Below are 24,198 nucleotides of genomic sequence, written 5' to 3' on the forward strand. Positions count from 1 at the left end.
ATCAGAACCAGCCAGCTCAGCGTGATCCCGAGCGACAATCCAAATCCAGGCAAAACACTCGGCTGGCGAAATCGCCAGGGTGCAGTCTTCGTCGCATCCGTCAATGGCACTACCTTTGCAGACTTTACGAGGCACGATGAAGCGCGCTTCGCACCGATGTTCGACACGGTGCGGCGCGAAGCAGAGCGCGCGGCCGGGTCGTCCGGCTGCGCGCTCTGTCATGTCTTATTGACCCGGCTTGTAGAGCGTGTCGAAGACGCCGCCATCGCCGAAGAATTTAGGCTGGGCTTCCTTCCAGCCTCCAAAATCTTCGATGGTGACGAGCTTGAGTTCGCCGAAGCGGGCGATGTCGGCCGGATCGGCTGCCGCCGGCTTGAACGGCCGGTAGTAGTGCTTGGCGGCGATCTTCTGGCCGGTGTCGCTGTAGAGGTAGCCGAGATAGGCCTCCGCCACCTTGCGGGTGCCCTTGGCGTCGACATTGCCGTCGACGAGCGCGACGGGCGGTTCGGCCTTGATCGAGATCGACGGCGTGACGATTTCGAACTTGTCCGGGCCGAGTTCCTCGAGCGACAGATAGGCTTCGTTTTCCCAGGCGAGCAGCACGTCGCCGAGGCCGCGTTGCACGAAGGTCGTCGTCGAGCCGCGTGCGCCGGTATCGAGCACCGGAACGTGCTTGAAGAGTTCCGTCACATATTCCTGCGCCTTGGCATCGTCACCGCCATTGGCGGCGCGGCCATAGGCCCAGGCGGCAAGGAAGTTCCAGCGCGCGCCGCCCGAGGTCTTCGGGTTCGGCGTGATCACCTGGATGTCGGGCTTGACCAGATCGCCCCAGTCCTTGATGCCCTTGGGGTTACCCTTGCGCACCAGGAACACGATCGTCGACGTGTAGGGCGCGCTGTTGTTTTCGAACTTCGCCTTCCAGTCCGCCGGGATCTTCCCGGTTTCCTTGGCGATCGCGTCGATGTCGGCTTCAAGCGCCAGCGTCACGACATCGGCCTGCAGGCCGTCGATGACCGAGCGGGCCTGTTTGCCCGAGCCGCCATGCGACGTCTGGATCGTCACCGTTTCGCCGGTATCTGCCTTCCACTTCTCGGCAAAGGCAGCGTTGAAGTCCTTGTAGAGTTCACGTGTCGGATCATAGGACACGTTCAGGATCGTCGTGTCGGCAAACGCAACACTCGCAGCTCCCAGCTGCAGGCCTCCGAGCACGATTGCCAGTCCCACCATTCCGGTAATTCGTCCAAAGACCATTTCGACCTCCATTGGTTACCAGATAAAACTATCAATTTTGTCGACTGCTACAACGTAAACCGATGACACCAGAAGCAGCTATGGGGAAATGTCCTATCGTTTTGTCGGGCTTTTCGGGAACGGTTTGCCTGCAACCGCCTCCGCGGCCACGTCAAGGCAACGACAGAATACATGGAGAGCGCGACGCCGCTGTCCAGCGGAATCGCGTATCGCCCCAAGGTATTCCTTGACGTGAATATTCCTTGTGAGGAATATGGTCGCCATGGAGAAGATCATGTCAGCCCTCGCGGACAGCGCCCGCTGGCGCATTTTGGAGCTGCTCGCCGAGCGGCCCCGGTCGGTCGGTGAACTGGCGGAGCTGACAGGGCTTCGCCAGCCGCAGGCGACAAAACACCTCCAGACGCTCGCCAATGCCGGCCTCGTTACGGTGTTTCCCCTCGGGCAGCGTCGCGTCTATGCACTAGAGGCAGCGCCCCTCGCCGAAATCGGCGAACGCCTTCGCCTGCTGATCGAGACGGCGGAGACAAACAGCGGCGAGCGCGACGTGGTCGCGCGCTATCGGGCGGCCATCGAGACCGACGCGGCCAAGGCAGATCGGGACCGTTGGGCGGACGGACGCAGTTTCCTGTTCGAGCGCGCCTTGCCGGCCCCGCGCGACCTTGTCTGGCGTCACTTCATCGACTCGACGCTGCTTGCTTCCTGGTGGGCGCCGCCTTCGCTGACGGTTAGCGAATGTGTTCTCGAACCCAAGGTGGGCGGGCGGGCCGTCCTCGAATATCGCGATGCCGAGGGGCGCTATCGTTCAGAGGGCCGCGTTCATGCGGCGCAGGCACCCGAACGCCTCGTCTTCGACCTCTCGGTACTCGACGGGGCCGGCGGTGTTTCCTTTACAGGCCACTATGAGGTTGGCCTCAAGGAAACGGACGGCGGCACCGCGCTCCGCCTTCGCCTGAACATCACCGAGACCACCGCCGGAGCCTTGCCCTACATCGCCGGCATCGAAACCGGCTGGCGGCAAGTGCTCGACAACCTCGCACGGGTCGTCGAGGTCACGCCGCCGATGAAAGCTACGACGAAGAAGAGCAAGGATGAGAACGATCATGACTAGGGCGACTGTCCGCCGCGTAACGGCAAACCTGGCGCTCACCCTCGACGGGCGATACAACGGCCCGGGCGGGGCAGCCGATCTCGGGGCGATCGTCCCTTATGCGATCACCGATGTCGCGCGGAACCATATGGCGCGCATATGGGAGACGGCGACGACGGCCGTGCTCGGCCGGCTGAACGCGGAGGGCTTCCTCGGCTACTGGTCGGCCATTGCCAGGGACGAGGCGGCCGATCCCCGCGACCGCGGCTATGCGAACTGGCTGGTGGGGACGGAAAAGGTGGTGTTTTCCAGGACGCTGACCGAAGCGCCCTGGGAGCGCTCGCGGATCGCGAACGGGTCGGTGGTGGACGTCGTTTCGAAACTCAAGGCGTCCGGCGAAGGCGACATTCTCGTCAACAGCAGCGCCAGCCTCATCAAGTCGCTTCTTTCGGCCGACATGATCGACAGGCTCTATCTGCTGATCTGCCCGGAGATCGCCGGAGGCGGGGAGCGGCTGTTCGAGGATGGTCTGCCGGGCACCTCCTGGTCGGTCGCCCATCAGGAAGCCGGCAGCCGGGGCGAGATCGCCGTTGTCTATGACCGGGTGCGCTGAGCGCGGAGCGTCAGGAGTAGCGGCGCGGCAGATGCGCCGCTCAACTATGCCGACCGGCTAAAGCACGTGGCCGCGCGCCACGACCGGCCAAACGTCCTTGAGCTTGTCGCCTTCGACGATCTGGATGGCGTCGACCATGTTGGTCACGACACAGGCGTGGTTCGGCACGATCCTCAGCTGGTCGCCGACCTTGAGATTTATCGGGCCGTCGGTGACGAGGCGGCCGTGCTCTTCCGAAAGCTGGTCGATGCGGATGTCGTCGCGGCCAAGCACGTGGCCGTAGCCCGAGAGGCCGAGCAGGTCCGAGGTCAGCACTTTGCTGCCGGCGTCGATGATGGCGCGGTTTTCGGACGGAACCGAGACGACGGTCGCAAGCACGGTCAGGGCGCACTCGTCCCAGCTCGCGACGCCACGTGAGACCAGCGAACGGTCGTTGTAGATATAGGTGCCCGGCCGGTACTCGCCGGCGACTGGGGCGCCATCGGCATGCATCATGCTCGGCGTGCCGCCGGAGGTGATGGCCGGGACTACGATACCGTCGGCTTCGATCAACTGCTTCGCCTCCGTCATGAAGGCCTGGACCTTCGCCTGGCCGTCGACCGGCGGATAGGTCATCAGGCCGCCGAAGGCGAGCCCCTTTGCATCCTCGATCCGGCGGGCGAGTTTCGCCGCCGCCGCCGGAGAGCCGACGCCGCAGCGATCGGCGCCGGTGTTGCATTCGACGAACACATGCAGCGGCTTGTCCTTGCCGGCGAAATAGCCGGAGAGTCCGTCGATGACCGCTTCGCTGTCGGCGACGACCGAGAGCGAAACGCGGGCATTGAGCCGTTCCAGCCGCGCCATCTTGGCTTCGCCGAGGATATTGTAGGTGATCAGCACGTCCTTGATCCGGTCGCTGCCCTCGACCATCGCCTCGGCCTCGGTGACCTTCTGGCAGGTAATGCCGATGGCGCCGGCTTCGAGCTGGAGCTCGGCCATCTGTGGCAGCTTGTGCGTCTTGATGTGCGGCCGCACGCGAATGCCGTGTTCATCCGCATAGGCCTGAAAGCGCGCGATGTTGCGCTTGGCAATTTCAAGATCGACGAGAACGGCCGGCGTTTCGATCGGCAGGGGCATCGCGACTCATCTCCTCTTGGGCGGCGCAGGATCGGCAGCGAAACTACCTCAACTGCCCTTGACAAGATATGACCGCGGGCCTTTGATACGTCAATCCATTATTCAAGATTACGATACACAGTAATAGAATAATGGTGGGGAGGCTAAAAAAGGGAGGAATGAAATGAACAAGACCATTTTTGCGGCGGCCGCTGTTGCGGCCATGGCTCTCGCCGGCTCGGCTACGGCCCAGCAGCCGGCGAGCAAGCTGGACGAAGTTCTCGCCCGCGGCCATCTGGTCATGGGCACCGGCAGCACCAATGCGCCATGGCATTTCAAGAGCGCCGAGGACAAGCTGCAGGGCTTCGATGTCGATATGGGCCGCATCATCGCCAAGGCGTTGTTCGGTGACCCGGACAAGATCGAATATGTCAACCAGTCCTCCGACGCCCGCATTCCGAACATCACCACCAACAAGGTGGATATCACCTGCCAGTTCATGACCGTGACCGGCGAGCGCGCGCAGCAGATCGCCTTCACCATTCCCTACTACCGCGAGGGCGTGGGCCTGATGCTGAAGGGCGACGGCAAGTATGCCGACTATGCCGCGCTCAAGGCCGCCGGCTCGTCCGTCACCGTATCCGTCCTGCAGAACGTCTATGCCGAAGACATGGTGCATGCGGCACTGCCGGAGGCGACGGTTGACCAGTACGAGTCCGTCGACCTCATCTATCAGGCGCTGGAATCCGGCCGCGCCGACACGGTTGCCACGGACCAGTCGTCGCTCGCCTGGTACATGACCCAGAACCCCGGTCGCTACAAGGATGCCGGCTATGGCTGGAACCCGCAGACCTATGCCTGCGGCGTCAAGCGCGGCGACCAGGACTGGCTGAACTTCGTCAACACGGCGCTGCACGAGGCGATGACCGGCGTCGAGTTCGATTTCTATGCGAAGTCGTTCAAGACCTGGTTCGGCAAGGATCTTGCCCCGCCGCAGATCGGTTTCCCGGTCGAATACAAGTAAGCCTCTCCGGGGCGATCCCGCAGCCTGCGGGGTCGTCCTCCGTCCTTCGGCATGGGTGGCTGAATCATGGGTTATACTCTGAACTTCGCCGCGGTCTGGCGCTCCTTCGATCTGCTGCTCGAAGGGCTGGCGCTCAGTCTCGGCCTCGCCTTCGCGGCGATCCTCGTGGGCTGCCTGATCGGCCTCGTCACCGCTTTCGGGCTGGTGTCGAAGAACCCGTTCCTGCGCAAGCCGGCCGGTCTCTACGTGACCGTCATCCGCAACACGCCGATCCTGGTGCTGGTGCTGTTCAGCTACTTCGCCCTGCCGCAGCTCGGTGTCCGGCTCGGCAAGATCGAGAGCTTCGTGCTGACGCTGGCGATCTATTCCGGCGCCTATCTGGCGGAGGTTTTCCGCGGCGGGCTTCTGTCGGTTCCGCCGGGACAGCGCGAGGCGGGACTTGCGATCGGGCTTACGGAAATGCAGATCCGCACCTCGATCATCCTGCCGTTGATGCTGCGCAACGTGCTGCCATCCTTGAGCAGCACGATGATCTCGCTGTTCAAGGACACTTCGCTTGCCGCCGCGATCGCGGTCCCGGAACTGACCTTCGAGGCGCGCAAGATCAACGTCGAGACCTTCCGGGTCATCGAGACATGGATCGTCGCGAGCTGCCTCTATGTCGCCACCTGCTCCGCGCTTGCCGCTCTTTTGCGCGCGGTCGAGCGTCGCCTGATCGTACCGAGGTGATCGCCATGGATATCCCGGCATTTCTCGACCAGCTCTGGCTCGCCCGCATTCCCTTGCTGAAAGGGCTCGGCGTTTCGATCTCGATCTCCTTCCTGTCGATCCTGGTCGGAACGGTGCTCGGCGTCTTCGTCGGCCTCGCGCTCACCTATGGCTACCGGCCGGTGCAGTGGATCGTGCGCGGCTACACGGATTTCATCCGCGGCACGCCGGTGCTGGTGCTCGTTCTTGCGAGCTATTATGTGCTGAGCACCATCGGCATCGATCTCGGCCCCTTCCAGGCGGGCATCCTGGCGCTCTCGATCTTCTGCAGTTCCCATGTCGGCGAACTCGTGCGCGGTGCGCTGCAGGCGATCCCGAAGGGACAGACGGAGGCGGCGAAAGCCATCGGCCTGACCTTCCCGCAGACCTTCGTCTATGTGCTCGGGCCCCAGGCACTCAGGCAGGCGCTGCCGGCCTGGGTCAATACGGCGGCCGAGATGGTCAAGGCCTCGACGCTTCTGTCGATCATCGGCGTCGCTGAGCTTCTGCTTCGCACCCAGGAACTGATCTCGCGCACCTTCATGAGCCTCGAGTTCTACTTCTTCGCCGGCTTCCTCTATTTCGTCATCAACTACAGCATCGAGCGCTTCGGCCGTTATGTCGAGCGCAAGACCGCTGTCCCATCCTAAGGCTTCGGCTCCGATGACCCAGACTTTGCTTGAAATCCGCGACCTCCACAAACGCTACGGCGCTGTCGAAGTGCTGAAGGGCGTCGACTGCACCATGGCGCAAGGGGAGGTCATCTCGATCATCGGCTCCAGCGGCTCGGGCAAGACGACGATGCTGCGCTGCATCAACATGCTGGAGGAATTCCAGGGCGGCTCGATCCGCATCGACGGCCAGGAGATCGGCTACGAGACCGTGGGCGGCGTGCGCAAGCGCAAGAAGGAAAAGGAAATCGCCCGCCAGCGGGCGATGACCGGCATGGCCTTCCAGCAGTTCAATCTCTTCCCGCACATGACCGCGGCGAAAAACATCATGCTCGGCCTCATGAAAGTCCGCGGCATGGGTCGCGACGAGGCGCGATCCGTTGCCGAGAAGTGGCTCGATCGCGTCGGACTTCTGTCGCGCATCGATCACTATCCCGGCCAGCTCTCGGGCGGCCAGCAGCAGCGCGTGGCGATCGCCCGGGCAATCGCCATGAACCCGAAGCTGATGCTGTTCGACGAGGTGACCTCCGCCCTCGACCCGGAACTTGTCAACGAGGTGCTGCAGGTCATCAAAGGCTTGGCTGAAGACGGCATGAGCATGCTGCTTGTGACCCACGAGATGCGCTTTGCCTATGAGGTCTCGACACGGGTGATCTTCATGAACCAGGGGCGCATCGCTGAGGAGGGCAATCCGAAGGACATGTTCGTGAAGCCGCAGACGGAGCGCCTGGCGGAGTTCCTGAAAAGCTCCTCGTTCAATTGACGCGGGCCTTCAGATCGCGCCGGCCGCCGCGGAAGCGATGGCCGGCCTTTGCTTGGCGGGGCTCAGCCCTTCGCCAGCGACCGGCCGCTCTCCGGATCGAACAGGTGAAACGCCTCCGCCTCGACGGTGAAGGTGCGTTCTTCACCGGCCAGAACAGAACTGCGCGGCGGCAGGCAGGCGGTAACCCGCTGCTCGCCGATCCGGGCCGTAGTCACAAGCTCGGGGCCGGTGAGCTCGACCACCTCGACGCGCGCCCTGAACTGTGGGCCAGCTTCGCTGCCGCCAGCCAGGCGCAACGCTTCCGGGCGGATGCCGAGCTTGACGCGTTGGCCATCGGCGACCGCGCCGCCAAGGCGGCTGGGCAGGTCGATGGTGTGATCGTCGCCGGCGATGCGCAACTGGCCTTGTGAAGCGGTCGCATCGAGGATGTTCATCGGCGGCGAGCCGACGAAACCGGCGACATAGAGCGTGGCCGGCCGGTCGTAGATCTCTTCCGGCGTGCCGAGTTGCTCGATCCGCCCGTCGCGCATGACCGCGATGCGGGTCGCGAGCGTCATCGCCTCGATCTGGTCGTGCGTAACGTAGACGACGGTGGTCTTCAGCATCTGGTGCAGGCGCTTGAGCTCGGTGCGCATCTCCATGCGCAGCTTGGCGTCGAGGTTGGAGAGCGGCTCGTCGAAGAGGAAGACCTGCGGGTTGCGCACCAGTGCCCGGCCGATCGCGACACGCTGACGCTGGCCGCCTGAGAGCTGGCTCGGCTTGCGCTCGAGCAGGTTCTCGATCTGCAGCAGCTTCGCCGTATCCTTCACCGCCTTCTCGCGCGCGGCGACCGGCACCTTGCGCATCTCCAGGCCGAAGCCGATGTTCCGCGCGACGCTCATGTTCGGATAGAGCGCATAGGACTGGAACACCATGGCGATGTCGCGGTCCTTGGGGTGCGCGCCGAGAATGGAGCGATCACCGATGCGGATGTCGCCGCCGCTCGGCTCGGCCAGTCCGGCAATGATGTTGAGGAGGGTCGACTTGCCGCAGCCGGACGAGCCCAGCAGCACCAGGAATTCGCCACTTTCGAGCGCGATGTCGATGCCCTTCAGCGTCTCGACCTCGCCATAACGCTTGTGGATGTTCTCGATGGCGAGTGCGCTCATGCGCCGGTCTCCTGAAGGTAGGACGAAAGCGGTTTGCCGTAGCTGCGCGGCAGGGTGGAGATCGCTTCGGAAGCGATGGCGACGCCGGTTCGAAGGCATGCTTCCACGGGCATTTCGGCGGCAAGTGCCGCGAGGAAACCGGCATTGAAGACGTCGCCGGCTCCGATCGTGTCGACCACGGTGACGACGGGGGCTGATGCGGTGGAAATCTCGCCGCTGGCATCGATGGCGATCGCGCCGTGCGGGCCGCGCTTGACGACGACGATGGCGCCTTCGGGCATGTGTTTCCGCAGTTCGCGTGCGGCCCCGATCGGGTCGGCAACACCGGTCAGCGTGGTCGTCTCGACCTCGTTGAAGAGGGCCAGCCGGCAGCGCTTCAGCCAGCCGATGGTCGCGGCGCAGTTTGCCGCGGTCCACCCGTCGAGCGGCCAGCCGGTGTCGAGGGCGACGGTGACGTCGTGCGCGTCGGCCCAATCGAAGAAGCGCTCGTAGTCGGAGGTCAGCGCGTCGGTCAGGAACGAACCGGTCAGAAGCGCGTAGCCGCCCCGCAGTTTCTCGCCGTCGAGCATCGCTCGGACTTCCTCGAAAGTGAGGAGCGGCAGATGGCCGCGCGTGGTGAAGAAGGTGCGCTCGCCGTCGGGATGGGTGATGCCGACCGACAGCGTGGTCCCGACAGTCTCGACCGGCCAGGACCTGGATCGCTCGGGAAAGGCTTGCCTCAGCCAGATGCCGAACTGGTCGTTGCCGACATTGGCGGCGATCGCGTAGTCGACGCCGAGCGAATCCCAGGCGAGCGCGCTGTTGCCGGCGCAGCCGCCGACGCGCAGCTCGTCATGGTCGACGATGATTTCCGTTCCGGCTTTCGGCCAGGGGGCCGCCGGCCCGAGGATGAGATCGACATTGGCGTTGCCGATCACGGCAAGAGCACGCATCGTCTATTCGCTCCGGGTGATCTTGGTCGAGCGCACGGGGGTGCCGGCATTCTCGACGCGGGCCGCCGCAAAGGCGATCATGAAGGACTGGGCGACCGGCAGCATGGCAAAGATTGCCGCAAGGCCAGCGGCCGGCGCAAAGGAAATGGTGGTGACGCCTTCGATGGGCGCCTCGCCCGAAGCATCGAAAACGATGATCGGCGAGCCGGCTTCCGCGGCGGAGATGGCCATCGCCCGAACGAGCCCGGCAGTCGGATCCGCTCCGCGGAAGAGCACGACACCGACCGAGGGCCCGAGCATTTCCATCGGGCCGTGCCGGAGCTGGCCGCCTTCGAGCGAGAAACAGGGCAGGCGCGAGAGTTCGGTGAGGCCAAGGCCGATCGCTTCGGCGAGGCCCTGCAGGCGGCGGCCCGAGGTGACGACGGAGTGGACGCCGTTCAGGGTTGCAAGTGCTGCGGACGTATCCGGCGCTTGCGGGTTTTCCAACGCATGAAGCGCGGCGCTCGGGTCGTCACCGAGGGCGGCGAGGATGGCGAGGTGCAGGGCAAAACTGATCGTCAGGCTGCGGGTGGCGGCAAAAGCCTTTTCGGTCCCGCCGACACCGACGAGCGACGCCGCGTTCGTCGCGAGAAATGAACCACCTTCCAGCGTCAGGCCGAAGGTATGCGGCGTTCCGCCATTGGTCTCGGCGAACCAGCGCAGCACCTCGGCGCTTTCGCCGGACTGGGAGGTGATGAGGATAGTCTTGTCCTCGATCGACAGCGGCTGGCCGAGCTGTTCCGAGAGCGGCAGGGCGACGGCGTCGATGCCATGGGCGCGGTAGAGCGGTTCAACGGCGCGGCCGACGGCGTGCGAGCCGCCCATGCCGAGCAGCAGGAGCTTGCCGGTCGCCCTCAGCGAGCGGGCAATCTCTGCGGCGCGCGGTGCATTGCCGGAGACGGAGGCAACCGCATCGGCCGCCTGGCGCGCCATTTCACGATCGATCGCGACGAGCCCCGCAGGGCGTTCCGAAGTGGTCATGGCCGTCATCCCTTCACACCGCCGCTGGTGAGCCCGGAGATCAGGGCGCGTTGCATGACGAGGCCGATCAGAACCGGGGGCAGGGCGGCCAGCACCCCGGCTGTGGCGATCAGCCCGTAGTCGGAGACACGGCCGCCGGCGAGGTCGGAAATGGCAACCGTAAGCGTCTTGGCGCGCAGATCCGAGGTGAAGAGCAGCGCGTAGAAGAATTCGTCCCAGGCAAGCAGGAAGGCAAAGAGCGCCGAGGTTGCCATGACCGGTGCGGCGAGCGGTAGGGTAATCAGCCGCAGGATCTGGTCGAGGCGGGCGCCGTCGATCATCGCAGCACTCTCGATCTCCTTGGGAATGGAATCGAAGCCGGATTTGAGCAGCCAGGTGGTGAAAGGCGCCAGAATGGTAAGGTAGACGAGCGCCAGGCCGAACACTGAATTGAGGAGGCCGAGATAGGCAAGCCCCATGTAGAGCGGCACGGCGAGCGCCACCGGCGGCAGCATGTAAGTGGCGATCACCGCATAGAGCGACCAGGAGACGTTCGAGGTGCGCGACACCGCCCAGGCGGCCGGAATGGCAACCGCGATCGCCGCCAGCGTCGCCATACCGGCAACCTTCAGGCTGTTGAACAGCGAAGCGGTGAAGGCCGCACCCGCGCTGTTTTCGATCGTCGACAGGAGCAGCCGGTAGCGCGACAGGTCGATTTCCTCCGGCCACCAGTTGAGCGGCTTTGTCGAAAGGTCGGCTGCGGACGAAATGCTCATGACGAAGAGCCAGAGGATCGGGGCGAGGATGACCGCGGCCAAGAGCAGGGCCGCGGCATAGACGAAGACGGTGAAGACAGCGCTTTGGCGTTCCATCACGAGGCTCCCGCGGCTTTGCGCACCATGGCCGCGTAGGCGACGGCGAGCACGGTGACGAGCAGGGTGACGATCAGCGCCAGCGACGCTCCGGATCCGGCACGCTGGAAGGAGAAGGCTTCCTGGTAGACGAGGATCGACAGGGTGCGGGTGCTGTTTGCCGGCCCCCCGCGCGTCATCACCCAGATGATGTCGAAGACCTTGAAGGCCTCGATGGTGCGCAGCACCAGGGCGACGAGCAGCGGGCCTGCCAGATAGGGCATGATGACGTAGCGAAAGCGGTTGAACGGGCCGGCGCCATCGACGAGCGAGGCGGCGGTGATGTCGCGTGGTACAGCCTGAAGGGCGGCAAGCGCGATCAGCGCGACCAGCGGGAAATTCTTCCAGCAATCGGCGACGATCAGGGCGGCCAGGGCGGAGCCGGGCTCGCCCAGCCAGGAGCGATAGCTGTCGATCAGTCCGAGCTGCAGCAGGGCGGCGTTGAGCGCACCGTATTCGGGATTGTAGATCAGTCGCCAGAGCGTGGCGTTGACGACCGTCGGCAGCGCCCACGGCAGGATCATCAGCGCTCTCAGCGCCGTTCGGCCACGAAATTGCTGGTTGAGAAGCAGGGCTGCGAGTACGCCGAGCACCATTTCGGCAGTGACCGAGACGACCGCGAACCAGGTCGTCGTGATAAACGCGCGCTGGAAGTTCGAGCCGCCGAGCATCTTCGCGTAGTTGTCGAAACCGACGAACGTGCCCTCCGTGCCGACGAGCCTGGCGTCGGTGAAGGAAAGCCTGACGGTATCGACGAGCGGCCAGCCGATGACGGCGATCATCACCGCCAGCAGCGGCAGCATGAGCAGCCATGCGCGCGTTGTTATCCAGGTGCCGGACATAGGATGGAAACCTTCTCGGGCCTCGGGAGCCCCGTCATGCTATCGCATATTGCCCCGGACCGTCATCGATCCAAGCGAATGATGCGCCAATCAAAGTGTTGAAACGCAAATTCCGGCACTGCCGCTGACCCTCTCGATCCCCGGGCGGTTGTCCGCCCGGGGCTTGAGAGGCCGGCTCAAAGGCCGCTGTTTTCGGCCGCCGTCTTCAGGGCGTCTTCGGCCGAGGCCTGGCCGAGAAGCGCTTCCTGGATCGCCTGCTGAAGGGCAGTCGAAAGTTCCTGGTACTTCGGGGTCGTCGGGCGCGGATACATGGCCGCAAGACCAAGCTTGGCAGCGCCGATCAGCTCTTCCTGGCCCTTGGTGACGCTGGCGTCCTCATAAGACGAGGCCCAGATCGGCAGGCTGAGCTTGGCATAGGCGTTCTGCGTCTGCTGCGAGGTCATGTAGACGATATACTTCCAGGCCGCGTCCGGGTTCTTGCTGGTCGAGGTGACGCCGAGACCCATGGAACCGTTGACGGCCGAGACTTCGCTCTTGCCGGCAACACCCGGCGCCGGCACGACGCCGACCTTGCCAGCGACCTTGCTTTCCTTCGGATCGTTGGCGAGGTTGTACATATAGGTCCAGTTGAGTGCGAAGGCGGCTTCGCCGTTCTGGAACACCTTGCGCACGTCCTCCTCCAGGAATTCCTTGGAGTTCGGATTGGTGAGGCCCGAGGTGTAGCTCGTCACCATGTAGTTGAGCGCATCGAGACCGCCACCGGTGGCAAAGGCCGGCTTGCCGCCGTCGATGAACTTGCCGCCATAGGCGCTGACGAGCGTGGTGTAATCGCAGATCGCGGCTTCGGCCTGCGACCAGCTCCAGGCGATCGGGGTTGCGAGCAGACCCTTGTCCTTGATCACCTTGGCCTGTTCGGCAAGCTCGTCCCAGGTCTTCGGCGGTACCTTGATGCCGGCCTTCTCCAGGATTTCCTTGTTGTAGAACAGGTATTTGGTGTCGAGGATCCAGGGCATGCCGTAGCGCTTGCCGTCATATTCGACCGTCGTCCAGGCGCCCGGCAGCACGCCGGACTTCATCTCGTCGCTGATGCGGTCGGTCACGTCGACGAGCACCTTGTTGGCGGCATATTCCGCCGGCCAGATCACGTCGAAGAGCACGACGTCATAACCGCCGCCGGAGCCCTGAGCGAGCACGGTCTTGTCGTGCAGGCCTTCGTAAGGCACGAACTCGAGATTGACCTTCACGTCCGGATTGGCCTTGGTGAAGGCCTCGGTCATGGCGCGCACATCCGCCTCGCTATAGGCGGCCTGGGCCATGAACAGTGCGTTGAGTGTCGTTTCCGCGTGCGCGTGGCCAGCAAAGGAGACGCCGGCAAGGGTCGCGCAAAGCAGCGTCGTTCTTATGGATTTCAACATTTCCATCTCCCAATGACATAAGCGTTTCAGATTTCCCGGCATGCCTTATGCGGCACGCCGCATGCGAGACGTCCGCCCTTCACGAAAGCGGCTGTCGACATATCAATTGGAGCGCTCGCGGTGGTCCTGCCGCCGCTGTCGTTCCCCCGAAGCTCTTTTCGGCTTCTATTAAGTCAATTGTCTTGACTTATTTTTTGTTCAATATTCTAACAGTGTCAAGAGGGGTTTTTGGATGAACGATATGCGCCTGATCCGGGCGAAGAGCGGCACCAATCAGGAGGGGACGAGCGCGCATAACCGCCGCGTCATGATCGACGCGTTGCGGCTGAACGGGCAATTGTCCCGCGCTGACCTCGCCCGCGCAACAGCGCTGACGAAGCAGACCGTTTCCAACATCATCGAGGATCTGGAGCGCGACGGGCTGGTCGAGTCGCTGGAAGCCGTACGCAACGGCCGTGGGCAGCCTTCGACGCCCTACCGGCTGGTGCCGGAGGGTGCGTTCGCGATTGGGCTGCAGATCGACCGGCACGTGACGCGTACGATCGCGGTCGATCTCGTCGGCCGGGTGCTCGCCCGCGGCGAGGCCAATTTGCCGGCCGGCGGGCCGGCGACCGGGGTCAGGACCATCCTTGAGCTGATCGAAAAGACCCGCCGCGACCTGACGGCGCTTGCGCCGCATTCGGAAGATCGCCTCGTCGGGCTTGGCGCGGCCATGCCCGGTCCCTTCGGAGTGGAGGCCGATGCCGACGACCCCTGGATGATGGCGGCCTGGCAGAACTTTCCGCTGCTCGAAACCCTTGCCGCCGGCACCGGGCTCGATGTCGGCCTGCAGAACGACGCCGCCGCCGCTGCGACCGCCGAACGCATGGTCGGGGCGGCGCATGGCGTCGATCACGCGATCTGCATCTATTTCGGTTATGGTCTCGGCGCCGGCCTGATCCTCAACGGCGAACTTTATCGCGGCGCCAACGGCAATGCCGGCGAGATCGGCATGATCCTCAGCCTGCCGCGCGGAGCGAGCTCGGACGAGCGCATGCCGCTCGAACATCGCGCCTCGATCGCGTCGCTGTGCAAACTGCTCGACCTCGATCCCGCCGACCCGGACCTCTATGCGCGCATCGATGCCGCGGCGGCCAACCCGGACCAGGGGCTGGTTCGATGGATCGACGCGGCCGCCTTCGAAATGCGCGCAGCCGTCCAGGCGCTGGAAACGATCTTCGATCCGCAGACGGTAATCCTCTGCGGCGGCTTGCCGTCGGGGCTCGCGCGCCTGCTGATCCAGGCGATGGTGCCGCTGCTGCCGTCGATTGCTGATCGGCGCGACCGCACGCTTCCCCGGCTGCAGGTCGGCTTCACCGATCCCTGGGCGGTGGCGATCGGCGCGGCGGCCGAGCCGATCAGCCGCACCTTCGATCCGCGCTTTTCCGCTATCCTCAAGACCCGGGTCAGTGCCGCCGTCTGATCGCCGGCTTTCGAGGGTCAGGTCCGAGGCTCGTCCAGACGGGCGAGTTCCGCAAACTCCGCGCCAAGAAAATCGAGCAGGGCGCGGACCGAGGGAAGCAGGCCGCGGCGCGACGGGAAGGCCGCGTGAATGATGCCGGCCTTCGGCGCCCAGTCGGGCAGCACATCGACAAGCGTGCCGTCCTTCAGGTCCTGGCGCACCACCATGGTTGGCAGCTGGCAGATGCCGACGCCATTGAGGGCCGCCAGCCGCAGGGCCACCATATCCTCTGTCACGAGCCGCGGCCGGTGTCGCACGACCGCGGTCGCGCCGTTGGGGCCGTCGAGCCGCCAGTCGTGGCTCTGGCGATCGGGGTTCCAGGCGAGGCTCGGAAGGGTGCCGAGATCGGCCGGCGCCGGCGGCTTGCTCATGCCGGCAAGCAGCCTGGGGCTGGCGACCAGCCGTTGGGTGCTCTCGGCGAACCGCTTGACGACGAGATCGCTTTCCTCGAGTGGCGGGAAGCGCACGCGGATCGCGACGTCGATGCCTTCGCGCAGGACATCGACGCGCCTGTTGGTGCTTTCCAGCACGACCTCGACCTTCGGGCATTCGGCCATGAACCGCGCGATCATTTCGCCGACCTGGAAGTAGACGACCGACGACGGGCAGCTGACATGGACCACGCCCTGCGGCTCGGAGCGGGTGCGGTCGATCATTTCCTGCGCCGCCTCGGCCTCCACCAGCATGGCGACGCAATGGCGATAATATTCGCGCCCGATCTCGGTGATGACGAAGTGACGGGTCGAACGCTGCACCAATCGTACCCCGAGCCGTTCCTCCAAAAGGCCGATGCGGCGGCTCAAGCGCGAGCGCGGCATGTTGAGCCTGCGGGCGGCCGCAGCAAATCCGTTCTGCTCGACCACGTCGACGAAGAGCTTGAGATCGTTCAAATCCTGCATGGGCCTTTGTCCTGTTTTCAGGACACTATAGCCCGATACGGCCGGCTACCGCCAGATTTGGTGCGGGCATATCTTCCCTCCAACGCTCTCGCTGAAACCGCGAGGCCAAGGAGAAACTGCCATGAGAAAGATACTCGGCATCTTCGGGAACACGCATCCGCATTGGGTTGGCGATGGCTTCCCGGTTCGTTCCCTGCTGGCGCGCGATCGCGCCGGCGATCACGCCAGCCCGTTCCTTCTGCTCGATTATGCAGGTCCGATGAATTTTGCGCCGGGTGTCACGCCGCGCGGCGTTGGCGTCCATCCGCACCGCGGCTTCGAGACGGTGACGATCGTCTACCAGGGCGAGGTCGACCACCGCGATTCCGCCGGCAATGGCGGCCATATCGGCCCGGGCGACGTGCAATGGATGACAGCTGCCGGCGGTATCCTGCATGAGGAGTTCCATTCGGAGCGCTTCACCCGGGAGGGCGGCACGCTTGAAATGGTGCAGCTCTGGGTCAACCTGCCGGCCGCCCACAAGAGCGTCGATCCCGGCTACCAGACCCTGCTCGATCGCGACATTCCGACGGTCGGCCTGCCGGATGGCGCCGGATCGTTGCGCGTGATCGCCGGAAGCTACGGTGGAGCGCAGGGACCTGCGCGCACCTTCACGTCCCTCAACCTTTGGGATCTGCGCCTGAAACAGCAGGGCTCGCTGAGCCTCGATCTGCCCGAGGGCCATTCGCTCGGCCTGGCGGTCCTGCGCGGCAATGTGCTCGTCAATGGCAGCGATCTCGTCGGGGAGGCGCAATTCGTCCTTTTCGGCCGCAACGGCGGCGGTGTTTCGCTGGATGCCAGTTCGGATGTGACCGCGCTCGTCTTGAGCGGTGAGCCGATCGACGAGCCTGTCGCCATGCACGGCCCGTTCGTCATGAACACCGAAGAGGAAATCCGGCGGGCGATGACGGACTTCCGGTCGGGCCGCTTCGGGAGGATTGCGAGCGTCTAACGGCGCCTTCCCACGCAAGATCGCATCGCGAACACGCAATGCCGAACCGCGACTGAGCAGAACACCGGGCGCTGCGCCCCTCAATCTCAACGCCGAAGCGCAAGGACGCGCTTCGGGGAACCCGAACGCATGCCTGTTGTCCGAATGCGGCATGCAATCAAGCCAACAAGGAGCAAGACCATGACCCCTGCAAACTTCAATGGACAGCGCCCGGTTATCGATCCCGATGATGCGGTGATGCTTCTGATCGACCACCAGAGCGGCCTGTTCCAGACCGTCAACGACATGCCGATGCCGAAGCTGCGCGCCCATGCGGCAGCCCTGGCCAGCATGGCGACGCTGACGAAGATGCCGGTTATCACCACGGCCTCCGTGCCGCAGGGCCCGAACGGTCCGCTGATCCCGGAAATCCACGCCAATGCACCGCATGCCAAATACATCGCCCGCCGCGGCGAGATCAACGCCTGGGACAATCCGGACTTCGTCGCCGCCGTCAAGGAAACCGGCCGCAAGACGCTGATCATCGCCGGCACGATCACCAGCGTCTGCATGGCCTTCCCGGCGATCAGCGCCGTTTATGACGGCTACAAGGTCTTCGTCGTCGTCGATGCCTCGGGCACCTATTCGAAGATGGCCGAGGAGATCACCCTTGCCCGCGTCGTCCAGGCCGGCGTCGTGCCGATGGATACGGCAGCGGTCGCCTCCGAACTGCAGCGCACCTGGCATCGCGACGACGCCCAGCAGTGGGCCGAGATCTACACCAAGATCTTCCCGGAATACCAGCTGCTGATCGAAAGCTACCTCAAGGCCCAGCAGGTCGAGAAGGACCACGAACAACTGGACTCGCAGCGCGGCTAAGGGCCAGCGCAAAAATGCACGAAGCACCCACGGCAGATGCCCTGCCGTGGGTGTTTTGCCTTGACCGTCAGCGGCGGTCGATTTCCAGAATGGTCTGGAACAGGACCTCGGCGCCGCGGGCACATTCCTCGGGCGCGGTGTATTCCGCCTCGTTGTGCGAGAGCCCGTCCTTGGACGGCACGAAGATCATGGCGGTCGGGGTGATCGTCGCGATATGCGCGGCATCGTGGCCAGCGCCGGAGACGATGTCGGTCGCCGAATAGCCGAGTGCGTCGGCGCTGTGACGCACGGCCTCGACGATCGCCGGATCGAAAACGACCGGCGCCTTCGACCAGATGTGCTTCAACGCGACGCCCGCGCCGGCCTTGCGCGCAGCACTCTCCAGGGCAAGTTGCATCTGGTCGAGGCCGGCATCGGAGGGATGGCGCATGTCGATCTGGAGTCGAACGGAGCCCGGCACGACATTGCGCGAATTGGGGCCGACCTCGGCAAAGCCGACGGTGCCGACGCCCGGCGGATTTTGGCGGGCGATGTCGCGCACCGCAAGGATGATCTCGGCCGCGGCTACGAGCGCATCGTCGCGCTGCGCCATCGGCGTGCTGCCCGCATGCGCCTCGGTGCCGGTGATGACGACATCGAACCAGCGCAAGCCCTGGATGCCGGAGACGACACCGATCTCGGTTGCCGACGCTTCAAGCAGCGGCCCCTGCTCGATGTGGAGCTCGACATAGGCGGCGAAGGCCGCGGGTTTGACGTCCGCTTCGCCACGGTAGCCGATGGCGTCGAGGGATGTGCCGACGGTTATGCCCTCGCGATCGGCGAGCGCCTGCGCCGCGTCGAGCGCAAGCGCGCCGGCAAAGACGCCGGACCCCATCATCGCCGGCGAGAAGCGCGAGCCTTCCTCGTTGGTCCAGTTGACGACCATAAGGGGATGACGGAGCCGGGTGGCGCTCTCCTTCAGGGTGCGCAGCACCTCAAGTCCGGCAAGCACGCCAAGGATGCCATCGAACCGGCCGCCCTGCGGCTGGGTGTCGAGATGGCTGCCGACGGCGATCGCCGGCAGCGACATGTCCTCGCCCGCATAGGTCGTAAAGATATTGCCGATGCCGTCGACCTCGACCGTGCAGCCGAGCGCCCGGCATTCGGCGACGAACCAGTCCCGGACCTGCCGGTCCTCCTCGGTCAAGGTCAGGCGGGTGACACCGCCCTTGTCCGCAGCGCCGAAGCGCGCGGTCGAGACGATGTCGGCCCACAGCCGGTTGCCGTTGGTTGCCGGCGTGTTGATGCGCCGCTCGTCGGCGCGCAAGGCTTCCACGCTCATTTCGGCTGCTCCGGCGCGTCCTTGTTGAGCCGGTAGCGGAAGTCGCAATGGGAGGCGCCCTGCATCACGGTCTGGGTGCGCTCCAGCGTGATGCGCGGGTCGTAGCCGGTGCAGAAGACGCCGTCGCGGTTGCAGGACAGCAGGTGTCCGATATGGCCGAGCCCCATTTCGCGATAGGTCTCGGCGTAGCGACAGCGCTTGACGTTGTAGTGAAATTCCTCGTCCGTCGCCTTGGTGACCTCGATGACAAGCGCGTCGTCCTGCGTCCAGAGATCCTGCAGCTCCTGGAAGGTGCGAAGACTGGTACCGCCGGGCGTCTTGGCGGCAAAGGTTCTGCCGGCTTCGATCGCGGCCCTGGTGATCGCCTTGTCGAGGATCGCCTGGGCGCGTTCTTCGCCGATCTCCTCGCGCATCGCCTCATAGATCGGCGCGATGATGCCGGCCTCGATACGGCGGCGCGCGAGAATGCCGATCTCGCCATCCATCGCCGCGCGCGAGTTGGCGTCGGGGTTGGGTTTGTCCGTCTTTTCCATGGAAATGCCTCCCTGTCTGCCATAGGGCAGAGCAACAGGAAGAGGATACTACGCCGGCGATGCCCTGGTGTTGCAAATTCGTGCCGGAGTGGTTGGGCGTGGCGCAAATAATTTGCGCCATTCGTCGGCTGTGCAGGAATTACTCCCGCCCCATTGCAGAAGGTGCAAAGCTGCGTGGTGTCGTGTTCGGAATCGGCGTTGCGCCGTCACAGCTCGCTGCTTGAAACGAACCAGCGATAATAGGGATTGTCCGGCTCCACCCGCATCAGCAGTTCCATGTCGCGCGCCCATTCGTCGCGATAGCCGGCATAGGCGTTGAGCGAGGCCTGATAGAAGAGCATCAGCCGGTTGTGAGCCTCCGCCACCGACTTGTCGAACGCGGCGTCGCCGCCGGCAATTGGCGCCTTCGAGCGCAGGGCAACAAGGGCCGGAAGCGTGCGCTGCAATTCGTCGGGGCGAACCCAGCTTGCATATTCGATCCGCGGCTGGTCGTCGGTGACGGGCAGAGTGGAGCCGGCGTAACGCTCGAGCCCGGCGCGATCGGTCATCCAGGTGGCGAGCAGGTCGGCCGGCCCGGAAATGCCGACGTCGCGAAGCGCCGTGGCAAGCGTGGGGTCGGCGATCCGCGCAGCGATACGGGAAGCGTCGAGCTCCTGCGGCTCGATGGAGCCAATCAGCAGCATCTCGTGCAGTTCGGTCGACCAGAGCGTCGCATGCGGGAAGCTGTCGAGGAAGCTGCGCACGAGCGCACGGGTGTCCTCGTCGTTCTGGGTGGCGATCGGCAGCCACTGTGCGACAAGCCCATTCGGCTCGAGGCGTTCGCGCGCCAGGCGGTAGAAGTCGGATGAATAGAGATTGACGACGCCGGCGGCCGATGGCGGCGGCGGCTCGAGCGTGATGAGATCGTAGCGCTCTTGGCTTCGCATCAGTTCGCGCCGGCCATCCGCGACGCGCACGTCGAGGCGGCTATCGCCGGCCGCATTGAAGTTGCCGGCAAAAAGGGCGGAAGCACGCGCCACCGAAGGCAAGAGTTCGGCGGCAACACGCCGGTCAAGGCCGGGATAGGCGAGAAGAGAGCCGGCGGTGATGCCCGTGCCGAGGCCGATGACCAGAGCTGATTTCGGTTCGCCCTTGTGGATGACGAGCGGCAGCAGCGCCTGCAGCCGCATGTAGCGCAGCGACGGCATGGCGTCGCCGGTGTTGGAAACGCCCTGGATGTAGAGGCGGCGGAAACGGCGGTCGGGCTGGCCCTGCTCGATGACGGCGACGGTGGCGCCGAGACCCTCTTCATAGGAAACGATCGTACCATTTCCGCGCGAAAGGTTGAGCAGGCTCGCCAGCCGGTCCGACGGCACGATGACGGCGATCAGCACGGTGAGGGTGCCGAAGGCCGGCGCGAGTAGCCGCCAGCCCATCCAGCCGCCCTGTCCGCGACTGACGGCGACGAGCCCGATTGCGGCTGCGGCAATGGCGAGGACGGAAAAGCTTCTGACGATACCGAGAGACGGGATCAGCACGAAGCCGGTCAGAAGCGTGCCGAAAATGCCGCCGAGCGTGTTCAAGGCAAGAACCCGGCCGGTGTCGCGGCCGGTATGTTCAGGACTGACGGCGAGCCTGAGGGCGACCGGGAAGGCGGCGCCGAGGATCAGCGTCGGGATAAAGACGATGGTCAGCGCGGCAACGAGGAAGCGCGCACACATGCCGGCGAAGATGCTGCCGGTGATATCTGCAACGGCGGCCTCAGCGCTGGTCTGTAGCGCCGTCAGCCAGGGCCCTAGCAGCGCAAGTTCGGCGAGCGCCACCAGGCCGGCGAGCGTAATCAGCAGGCCGAAGGTCCACCAGGGATCGGAGAGTCGCTCGGTCCGGCGGGCAAAAAGGGCAGCGCCGAGGGCGAGACCGGTGAGATAGGTGGCAAGCACCACCGAAAAGGCGAAGGAGCGGGTGGAGATGAACTGCACGATCGCCTGCGACCAGGCGACTTCATAGCCAAGGGCAATACCGCCGGCGATCGCATAGAGGATGAGCGCCAGCCACGAACCGCTGGCGCCACGCATCTCTGCGGGCAGTCTTGCTTGAACCGGCTCGCGAGCAGTCAGTTTGTTCAGCGAAAGCGCGATGACCGCGGCGACAAGCCCGAGCCCTGAGGCTGCAAGCCCGGTCGCCCGAACGCCGAGCGCGGGAACGAGGAGGAAAGAGACAGAAAGGCAGCCGACGATGGCGCCGAGCGTATTGGCGGCATAGAGCCGGCCGCCCTTTGTCGCGACACCGCCCGGCGACGCGTTCAGCGCTCGCAGGAGAACGGGCAGGGTGCCGCCCATCAGGAAAGCGGGTGTTGCGACGATCACGATCAGCAGCGCCCAGGCGGCCAGCGGGCTGGTGCCCTCAATCGCGACGAAGACCGGCGCAATCCTGGAAAGGATGAAGGTGACGCCGGCGCCGAGCATGGCGACCCCGGTTTCAAGCAGGGCATAGAGGCGGAGCGGCTGGCGGGAACGGTCGCCGGCGCGGCCAAGGACAAAACTGCCGAGCGCAAGGCCGAGGAAGAAGGCGCTGATCCCTGTGCTGACCGCATAGACATCGACGCCGGTGACCAGCGAAAGCTGCTTGATCCAGAGCACCTGGAAGACCAGGGCGGCCGTGCCGGAGAGGAAAAGCATGAATGCAGCGGCTGCCGGAGCGAAGTGCACCACTTCTTCCGCCATCGCGTCTTCATTCGACGCCTCCATGGCAACCGTTCGAGCGGGCGGAATGGTTTTCGTCATTGCGGCACGCCATCTCTTAGCAAAGGCAAGAGGAGAAAGGCGGCGCACCGGGCGCCGCCTCCGAGAGTGTTATTGAGCCGGTTGCGACTTGGCCAGGATCTCGTCGATCTTCTGGTGCACGCTTTCTTCGATCTGGTCGACCGAGAAGCTTGCCGGCTTTTGGCTCGGCGGATACTCGATGAAGGTCTCAAGGAAGGCCGCCGATTTCCCGACCGCTTGGGCGGTCAGGTAGACGTTCTTCGTCCGCCAGTCGTTGTACTGGTCCGAAACGATATCGGCCCGCTCATAGGGGTCCATGCGCAGGTTGAAGATCTTCGGAACGCGCAGGCAGGTGAACGGATCCTGCCAGACGTCGAAGCCGCCGGGCTTGCGCATCTCGCAGAAGACGTATTTCCAGTTCTCGAAGCGCATACCGACGAGCTTGGCGTCGTCGTTGAAGTAATAGAACTCGCTGCGCGAGCCCTTCGGCTGCTCTCCCGTCAGGTACGGCAGCTGGTTGTAGCCATCGAGATGAACCTTGAAGGTCTTCCCGCCAAGGTCGGTGCCTTTCAGCAGGCGCTCCTTGACATCCTTGTCGCCGGCAGCCGCAAGCAGCGTCGGGAACCAGTCGAGACCGGAGAACATCTCTGTAGAAATACCGGGCTTGATCTTGCCGGGCCAGCGGATCATTGCAGGCACGCGGAAGGCGCCCTCCCAGTTGCTGTCCTTTTCGCTGCGGAACGGCGTGGTTGCCGCGTCCGGCCAGGAGAACTGGTTCGGCCCATTGTCCGTCGTATAGACCACGATGGTGTTGTCGGCGATCTTCAACTCGTCGAGCAGGTCGAGCAGCTTGCCGACGTCGTTGTCATGTTCGACCATGCCGTCGGCATAATCGTTGCCGGGCATGCCGCTCTGGCCCTTGTACTGGTCGCGCACGTGGGTGAAGAGGTGCATGCGCGTGGTGTTCATCCAGGTGAAGAAGGGCTTCTTCGCCTCCGTCTGCTTCTTGATGAACTCCATCGCCGCGGCCGTCGTCTCGTCGTCGATGGTCTCCATGCGCTTGGAGTTCAGCGCGCCGGTGTCCTCGACCTTGCCGTCGGCGAAGGAGTGCAGCACGCCACGCGGCGCATAGGACTTCAGGAAAGCCGGGTCGTCCTTCGGCCAATAGGGCCGCTCGGGCTCCTCCTCGGCGTTGAGGTGATAAAGGTTGCCGAAAAACTCGTCGAAGCCGTGCGCCGTCGGCAGGAAGCGGTCCTGGTCGCCGAGATGATTCTTGCCGAACTGGCCGGTGGCGTAGCCCTGCGCCTTAAGCGCCTGGGCAATCGTCACGTCGCGGTCTTGGATGCCAACCGGAGCGCCGGGCACGCCGACCTTGGACATGCCGGTACGCAACACCGTCTGGCCGGTGATGAAGGTGGAACGGCCGGCCGTGCAGCTGTTTTCGGCGTAGTAATCCGTAAACATCATGCCGTCCCGGGCGATCCGGTCGATGTTCGGTGTCTTGTAGCCCATGACGCCGAAGGAGTAGGCGCTGATGTTGGTCTGGCCGATATCGTCGCCGAAGATCACCAAGATGTTGGGCTTGGCTGCGTCCTGCGCGAAGGCGGGCAGGGCCGAGGCAGTTATGGTCGACATCAGCACGGTGCCGGCCAGCGCCAGCGCCTTCGGCTTCATGGACCGCCCGACCGCGTTCGCGGCGAGCCGGCCGAGCCTGTTCTTCAAATCGATACTCATTTCAAGTCTCCCTGAGGCAGCAGACAAATCGCTCTCGGAATGCCGGCAAAGTTCAATTTGCCGGGGCAATCTGCGCGGAGACACACCAACGGGTAAGTACGTAACAGTTACGATGCGGCCGC

Annotated in this window: 22 protein-coding genes and 1 pseudogene; 9 read left to right on the forward strand and 14 right to left on the reverse strand. The window is 64.4% G+C overall.

Annotated elements, in window-relative coordinates; genetic code table 11:
- Both C1A35_RS37350 and C1A35_RS14885 read right to left on the reverse strand, forming a co-directional pair.
- A pseudogene (locus C1A35_RS37350) lies at positions 1-104 on the reverse strand (molybdate ABC transporter permease subunit); the annotation flags it as partial.
- Positions 105-225: 121 nt separating this feature from the next.
- Entirely contained in the window at positions 226-1,263 is a 1,038-nt protein-coding gene (locus C1A35_RS14885) for a sulfate ABC transporter substrate-binding protein (protein ID WP_440271527.1), read from the reverse strand.
- 262 nt (positions 1,264-1,525) lie between these two features.
- On the opposite strand from C1A35_RS14885, the gene C1A35_RS14890 reads away from it, so the two are divergent.
- Together C1A35_RS14890 and C1A35_RS14895 are read left to right on the forward strand one after the other, a co-directional pair.
- Positions 1,526-2,359: a metalloregulator ArsR/SmtB family transcription factor gene (locus C1A35_RS14890; protein WP_199772942.1), complete on the forward strand. Its 834-nt coding sequence runs from the start codon at positions 1,526-1,528 to the stop codon at positions 2,357-2,359.
- Entirely contained in the window at positions 2,352-2,951 is a 600-nt protein-coding gene (locus C1A35_RS14895; protein WP_104665082.1) for a dihydrofolate reductase family protein, read from the forward strand. Before C1A35_RS14890 ends, C1A35_RS14895 begins: the two co-directional genes overlap by 8 nt.
- A 57-nt stretch (positions 2,952-3,008) precedes the next feature.
- On the opposite strand, the gene C1A35_RS14900 is transcribed toward C1A35_RS14895, so the two are convergent.
- Entirely contained in the window at positions 3,009-4,067 is a 1,059-nt protein-coding gene (locus C1A35_RS14900; RefSeq protein WP_104665083.1) for a D-TA family PLP-dependent enzyme, read from the reverse strand.
- 163 nt (positions 4,068-4,230) lie between these two features.
- Here C1A35_RS14900 and C1A35_RS14905 point away from each other — a divergent pair, with 163 nt between their 5' ends.
- From C1A35_RS14905 to C1A35_RS14920, 4 genes are all read left to right on the forward strand, one after another.
- The gene (locus tag C1A35_RS14905; protein ID WP_104665084.1) at positions 4,231-5,070 is read left to right on the forward strand and encodes a transporter substrate-binding domain-containing protein; all 840 of its coding nucleotides are present in this window, start codon (positions 4,231-4,233) and stop codon (positions 5,068-5,070) included.
- 66 nt (positions 5,071-5,136) lie between these two features.
- Positions 5,137-5,799 (forward strand): amino acid ABC transporter permease, encoded by a 663-nt coding sequence (locus C1A35_RS14910; protein WP_104665085.1) that lies wholly within the window; start codon positions 5,137-5,139, stop codon positions 5,797-5,799.
- Positions 5,800-5,804: 5 nt separating this feature from the next.
- Positions 5,805-6,467: an amino acid ABC transporter permease gene (locus C1A35_RS14915; RefSeq protein WP_104665086.1), complete on the forward strand. Its 663-nt coding sequence runs from the start codon at positions 5,805-5,807 to the stop codon at positions 6,465-6,467.
- 13 nt (positions 6,468-6,480) lie between these two features.
- Positions 6,481-7,251 (forward strand): amino acid ABC transporter ATP-binding protein, encoded by a 771-nt coding sequence (locus C1A35_RS14920; protein WP_104665087.1) that lies wholly within the window; start codon positions 6,481-6,483, stop codon positions 7,249-7,251.
- A 62-nt stretch (positions 7,252-7,313) separates the two neighbouring features.
- On the opposite strand, the gene C1A35_RS14925 is transcribed toward C1A35_RS14920, so the two are convergent.
- From C1A35_RS14925 to C1A35_RS14950, 6 genes are all read right to left on the reverse strand, one after another.
- A complete protein-coding gene (locus C1A35_RS14925) occupies positions 7,314-8,399 on the reverse strand; it encodes an ABC transporter ATP-binding protein (protein ID WP_104665088.1) in 1,086 nt (361 codons plus the stop codon).
- Complete coding sequence (locus tag C1A35_RS14930) at positions 8,396-9,331, reverse strand: PfkB family carbohydrate kinase (protein WP_104665089.1); 936 nt, start codon at positions 9,329-9,331, stop codon at positions 8,396-8,398. The genes C1A35_RS14925 and C1A35_RS14930 overlap by 4 nt, the downstream gene beginning before the upstream one ends.
- A gap of 3 nt (positions 9,332-9,334) precedes the next feature.
- Positions 9,335-10,351 carry an aminotransferase gene (locus tag C1A35_RS14935; protein WP_104665356.1) on the reverse strand — a complete coding sequence of 339 codons (1,017 nt, stop codon included), beginning with the start codon at positions 10,349-10,351 and terminating at the stop codon, positions 9,335-9,337.
- Positions 10,352-10,356: 5 nt separating this feature from the next.
- Positions 10,357-11,202 carry a carbohydrate ABC transporter permease gene (locus tag C1A35_RS14940; RefSeq protein WP_104665090.1) on the reverse strand — a complete coding sequence of 282 codons (846 nt, stop codon included), beginning with the start codon at positions 11,200-11,202 and terminating at the stop codon, positions 10,357-10,359.
- Positions 11,202-12,083, reverse strand: coding sequence for a carbohydrate ABC transporter permease (locus tag C1A35_RS14945; RefSeq protein WP_104665091.1), 882 nt, complete (start codon positions 12,081-12,083; stop codon positions 11,202-11,204). Before C1A35_RS14945 ends, C1A35_RS14940 begins: the two co-directional genes overlap by 1 nt.
- A 176-nt stretch (positions 12,084-12,259) precedes the next feature.
- Positions 12,260-13,498 carry an extracellular solute-binding protein gene (locus C1A35_RS14950; RefSeq protein WP_104665357.1) on the reverse strand — a complete coding sequence of 413 codons (1,239 nt, stop codon included), beginning with the start codon at positions 13,496-13,498 and terminating at the stop codon, positions 12,260-12,262.
- Between the two features lie 232 nt (positions 13,499-13,730).
- Here C1A35_RS14950 and C1A35_RS14955 point away from each other — a divergent pair, with 232 nt between their 5' ends.
- Positions 13,731-14,960, forward strand: coding sequence for an ROK family transcriptional regulator (locus C1A35_RS14955; RefSeq protein WP_104665092.1), 1,230 nt, complete (start codon positions 13,731-13,733; stop codon positions 14,958-14,960).
- A 17-nt stretch (positions 14,961-14,977) separates the two neighbouring features.
- Here C1A35_RS14955 and C1A35_RS14960 read toward each other — a convergent pair whose 3' ends face one another.
- Positions 14,978-15,898: a LysR family transcriptional regulator gene (locus C1A35_RS14960; RefSeq protein WP_104665093.1), complete on the reverse strand. Its 921-nt coding sequence runs from the start codon at positions 15,896-15,898 to the stop codon at positions 14,978-14,980.
- Positions 15,899-16,019: 121 nt separating this feature from the next.
- Here C1A35_RS14960 and C1A35_RS14965 point away from each other — a divergent pair, with 121 nt between their 5' ends.
- Positions 16,020-16,889 (forward strand): pirin family protein, encoded by an 870-nt coding sequence (locus C1A35_RS14965; protein ID WP_104665094.1) that lies wholly within the window; start codon positions 16,020-16,022, stop codon positions 16,887-16,889.
- A 180-nt stretch (positions 16,890-17,069) separates the two neighbouring features.
- Entirely contained in the window at positions 17,070-17,747 is a 678-nt protein-coding gene (locus tag C1A35_RS14970; RefSeq protein WP_104665095.1) for an isochorismatase family protein, read from the forward strand.
- A gap of 67 nt (positions 17,748-17,814) precedes the next feature.
- On the opposite strand, the gene C1A35_RS14975 is transcribed toward C1A35_RS14970, so the two are convergent.
- From C1A35_RS14975 to C1A35_RS14990, 4 genes are all read right to left on the reverse strand, one after another.
- Positions 17,815-19,068, reverse strand: coding sequence for a Zn-dependent hydrolase (locus C1A35_RS14975; RefSeq protein WP_104665096.1), 1,254 nt, complete (start codon positions 19,066-19,068; stop codon positions 17,815-17,817).
- Positions 19,065-19,601: an L-2-amino-thiazoline-4-carboxylic acid hydrolase gene (locus tag C1A35_RS14980; protein ID WP_104665097.1), complete on the reverse strand. Its 537-nt coding sequence runs from the start codon at positions 19,599-19,601 to the stop codon at positions 19,065-19,067. Before C1A35_RS14980 ends, C1A35_RS14975 begins: the two co-directional genes overlap by 4 nt.
- A 206-nt stretch (positions 19,602-19,807) precedes the next feature.
- Positions 19,808-22,363 (reverse strand): spermidine synthase, encoded by a 2,556-nt coding sequence (locus C1A35_RS14985; RefSeq protein ID WP_234822873.1) that lies wholly within the window; start codon positions 22,361-22,363, stop codon positions 19,808-19,810.
- 69 nt (positions 22,364-22,432) lie between these two features.
- Positions 22,433-24,016, reverse strand: a complete 1,584-nt coding sequence (locus C1A35_RS14990; RefSeq protein WP_104665359.1) for an arylsulfatase — start codon at positions 24,014-24,016, stop codon at positions 22,433-22,435.
- Between the last annotated feature and the right edge of the window lie 182 nt (positions 24,017-24,198).

It is taken from the genome of Ensifer adhaerens (assembly GCF_002940685.1).
GTDB lineage: Bacteria > Pseudomonadota > Alphaproteobacteria > Rhizobiales > Rhizobiaceae > Ensifer > Ensifer adhaerens_E.

Coding starts and splice junctions, on each gene's coding strand:
- C1A35_RS14885 (WP_440271527.1), bottom strand. CDS start 1,263: ATGGAGGTCGAAATGGTCTTTGGACGAATTACCGGAATGGTGGGACTG.
- C1A35_RS14890 (WP_199772942.1), top strand. CDS start 1,526: ATGTCAGCCCTCGCGGACAGCGCCCGCTGGCGCATTTTGGAGCTGCTC.
- C1A35_RS14895 (WP_104665082.1), top strand. CDS start 2,352: ATGACTAGGGCGACTGTCCGCCGCGTAACGGCAAACCTGGCGCTCACC.
- C1A35_RS14900 (WP_104665083.1), bottom strand. CDS start 4,067: ATGCCCCTGCCGATCGAAACGCCGGCCGTTCTCGTCGATCTTGAAATT.
- C1A35_RS14905 (WP_104665084.1), top strand. CDS start 4,231: ATGAACAAGACCATTTTTGCGGCGGCCGCTGTTGCGGCCATGGCTCTC.
- C1A35_RS14910 (WP_104665085.1), top strand. CDS start 5,137: ATGGGTTATACTCTGAACTTCGCCGCGGTCTGGCGCTCCTTCGATCTG.
- C1A35_RS14915 (WP_104665086.1), top strand. CDS start 5,805: ATGGATATCCCGGCATTTCTCGACCAGCTCTGGCTCGCCCGCATTCCC.
- C1A35_RS14920 (WP_104665087.1), top strand. CDS start 6,481: ATGACCCAGACTTTGCTTGAAATCCGCGACCTCCACAAACGCTACGGC.
- C1A35_RS14925 (WP_104665088.1), bottom strand. CDS start 8,399: ATGAGCGCACTCGCCATCGAGAACATCCACAAGCGTTATGGCGAGGTC.
- C1A35_RS14930 (WP_104665089.1), bottom strand. CDS start 9,331: ATGCGTGCTCTTGCCGTGATCGGCAACGCCAATGTCGATCTCATCCTC.
- C1A35_RS14935 (WP_104665356.1), bottom strand. CDS start 10,351: ATGACCACTTCGGAACGCCCTGCGGGGCTCGTCGCGATCGATCGTGAA.
- C1A35_RS14940 (WP_104665090.1), bottom strand. CDS start 11,202: ATGGAACGCCAAAGCGCTGTCTTCACCGTCTTCGTCTATGCCGCGGCC.
- C1A35_RS14945 (WP_104665091.1), bottom strand. CDS start 12,083: ATGTCCGGCACCTGGATAACAACGCGCGCATGGCTGCTCATGCTGCCG.
- C1A35_RS14950 (WP_104665357.1), bottom strand. CDS start 13,498: ATGTTGAAATCCATAAGAACGACGCTGCTTTGCGCGACCCTTGCCGGC.
- C1A35_RS14955 (WP_104665092.1), top strand. CDS start 13,731: ATGAACGATATGCGCCTGATCCGGGCGAAGAGCGGCACCAATCAGGAG.
- C1A35_RS14960 (WP_104665093.1), bottom strand. CDS start 15,898: ATGCAGGATTTGAACGATCTCAAGCTCTTCGTCGACGTGGTCGAGCAG.
- C1A35_RS14965 (WP_104665094.1), top strand. CDS start 16,020: ATGAGAAAGATACTCGGCATCTTCGGGAACACGCATCCGCATTGGGTT.
- C1A35_RS14970 (WP_104665095.1), top strand. CDS start 17,070: ATGACCCCTGCAAACTTCAATGGACAGCGCCCGGTTATCGATCCCGAT.
- C1A35_RS14975 (WP_104665096.1), bottom strand. CDS start 19,068: ATGAGCGTGGAAGCCTTGCGCGCCGACGAGCGGCGCATCAACACGCCG.
- C1A35_RS14980 (WP_104665097.1), bottom strand. CDS start 19,601: ATGGAAAAGACGGACAAACCCAACCCCGACGCCAACTCGCGCGCGGCG.
- C1A35_RS14985 (WP_234822873.1), bottom strand. CDS start 22,363: ATGACGAAAACCATTCCGCCCGCTCGAACGGTTGCCATGGAGGCGTCG.
- C1A35_RS14990 (WP_104665359.1), bottom strand. CDS start 24,016: ATGAAGCCGAAGGCGCTGGCGCTGGCCGGCACCGTGCTGATGTCGACC.